The organism is Acidovorax sp. KNOB132 (assembly GCF_057541515.1).
Genome location: NZ_BAAJYT010000374.1, coordinates 1 through 2,691, shown reverse-complemented (window position 1 = coordinate 2,691; position 2,691 = coordinate 1). Strand labels below are relative to the sequence as shown.

1 protein-coding gene and 1 pseudogene are annotated in these 2,691 nt (G+C 72.0%); one reads left to right on the top strand and one right to left on the bottom strand.

Going from position 1 to position 2,691, the window contains the following annotated elements:
* Positions 1–337: 337 nt before the first annotated feature.
* Positions 338–2,260, top strand: a complete 1,923-nt coding sequence (locus AC27IO_RS22605; RefSeq protein ID WP_498740881.1) for a TonB-dependent receptor — start codon at positions 338–340, stop codon at positions 2,258–2,260.
* Between the two features lie 84 nt (positions 2,261–2,344).
* On the opposite strand, the pseudogene AC27IO_RS22600 reads toward AC27IO_RS22605, so the two are convergent.
* A pseudogene (locus AC27IO_RS22600) lies at positions 2,345–2,691 on the bottom strand (methyl-accepting chemotaxis protein); the annotation flags it as partial.

Below are 2,691 nucleotides of genomic sequence, written 5' to 3'. Positions count from 1 at the left end.
GCCCTGGTGGGCGCGCCGCTGCCCGCACGCGGGCCACCGGTCGTTTCGTGATGCCTTGAATCGTGCGCCGCACCCCGGGCCGGGCCCGGGGTGCGGCGCGTGGGCGAGCGCCTGGGCGCAGCCCTTCGGTTTTCTTCGCCCTCGCCCTGCATCGCCACGCACCGGCCGATGCGGGAGAGGGCCCACGGACGATGGCCATGAAACGACTTTCCTTTTCCTCGGGCGCTGCGCGCCACACCCTTGCGCTGGCCGCCGCCACGGCCCTCGCGGCCCATGCGCAACCCGCGCCCGGCGCTCGGCAGAACCCACGGCCGATGCCGCCCTCACGCTCGGTACCGTGCAGGTGCAGGCCGCCAGCGCGGGCCCGCTGCCCGTGCGCAACGTGTTCAGCTCGGTCGACATCCTGGGCGCCAGCGTGCTGCAGGACCAGCATGTGGACCACGCCTGGGAGTTGTTCGCGCGCGCGCCGGGCGTGCAGGTCACGCCGTTCCGCCAGGGCACCGATGCCGGGCGCTTTTCGATGCGCGGCTTCAACGGCGAGGGCCGCGTGAATGCCGTCAAGCTGCTGATCGACGGCATTCCTTCCAACGACAACGCGGGCGGTATGCCCTACCTCGATGCGGTCTTCCCCATCGACATCGAGGCCATCGAGGTGGTGCGCGGCACCAACGACCCGCGCTACGGGCTGAACAACATCGCGGGCAATGCCAACGTGGTCACGCGCACGGGCGGCAACGAGGGCCGCGCCATCGCCACGGTCGGCAGCTTCGGCACGCGCGAGGTGCAGGTGGCCAAGGGCATCGAGAGCGGCAACTGGAGCCAGAACTACACGCTGGCCTGGCGCGAGTCGGATGGCTACCGGGCGCACGCCAACGGCACGCAGCGTGCGCTGTCGGGCAAGTGGTTCTACACCAGCGACGACGGGCGCTGGCGCACGGGCCTGACCGCCCGCTACTACCGCAACCGCGCGCTCGAATCGGGCTATCTCACGCGCGAGCAGGCCGAGGCCGCGCCGCGCTCGTCCCCCGCCTACGCCAGCGCCGACCGCAGCGAGCGCGAGACCGGTCAGCTCGCCCTGCACATCGACGGCGAGCTGGCCGACCGCCTCTCCTGGTCCGCCAAGGCCTATGGCAATCATTACGAGAACCAGCGCTGGGTGCGCTTTTCGCAGGCCGCCGTGCAGCAGGAGCGCGACAACGACGAGACGCACCGGGGCGCCCTGACGTCGCTCACCTGGCGCCCGCGGGTGGACTGGGCGCACGAGTTCACGCTCGAAGGCGGAGTCGATGCCCAGTGGCAGAGCAACGCCGCGCAGCGCTACCGCACCATCGAGCGCGTACGGACTGCGACGTTTCGCGACTGGAACTTCGACCTGGACACGCGCGGCGCGTACCTGCAGGCGGTGGTGCGGCCCGTGGCGGCGCTGAAGATCGTGCCCGCGCTGCGGGTCGACCGCATCGGCGGGCATTTTTCCGACGGGCTTGCGCGCACCAGCGCGCCCGTGCACGACTACGGCACCATCCGCCAGCCCAAGCTCAGCGTGGCCTACGCGCTCTCGCCCGACACCAGCCTGTACGGCAACTGGGGTCGCACCTTCCAGATCGGCACGGGCATCGATGCCTACCGCACGCAGTCGCGCAACCTCGATCCCTCGATCAACGACGGCTGGGAGGTGGGTGCCAAGTTCCGCCCGCTGCCCTGGCTGGAGGCGCGCGCGGCACTGTGGCGCCAGCGCGCCTCGGGCGAGGTGGCGCGCGTGCTGGGGGTGGACGGCCTGCCCGATCCTGGTGGCCTCGGCAACGTGGGCCGCACGCTGCGCAAGGGCTACGACCTGCAGCTCAACGCGCAACTGCACGCCCGCTGGACCGGCTGGCTGGCCTATTCGCGCCAGGTGGCACGCATCACCACGCCCGACCCGAGCGCGCCCGCCACGGCAGGCCGCGAGGTCGAGAACGTGCCGCACCACCTGGCGACCGCCGGCATCACCTACCGCGCCAGCGAGCAATGGGAGCTGAGCGCCTCGGCCAGCGCGCAGGGCGACTACTTTCTGGACCGCACCAACACGCAGGGCCGCGCCGGCCGCTACGCGCTGCTGAACCTCGGCGCCACCTGGCGCCTCACGCCCGAAATGGACGTGTCGGTGCAGGTGAAGAACGCCACCCACCGCCGCTACGTCTATGCGTGGTACGACAGCGGCTCGTCGGGCTACTCGCCGGGGGATGGCCGCAGCGTATCGGCCTCGCTCGGCTGGCGGTTCTAGGCGCCGCGCGGGACGCCCCAGAAAAAAAACGCCCCACGGCCAGTGGGCGTGGGGCGGCGTCCGGTGGCGCAGGGGGCGGTGGCTTCAGAAGGTTTCCCAGTCGTCCGCGCCCGTGCCCGCCATCGCTGGCTGCTTGGCGGCTTTGGCGGGCGCGGCTGCCAACGGGGCCTTGGCGGGCGAGGCCTGCAGTTTCCGCGCAGGGGCGGGCATGGCGCGCGGGGCCTTGGTGGCCGGGGCAGGCGCCGAAGCCAGCGAGGGCGTCGGCACCGGCGCCGTCCGGCTTTGCGCCTGCGCGCGGCGGATGACGGCGCTGGAGGCCGATTCTTCGAGCCGGAAGACGCTGACGATCTCCACCAGGCGGGTGGCCTGGTGGTTCAGGCTGTCGGCGGCCGCGGCGGATTCCTCCACCAGCGCGGCGTTCTGCTGCGTCA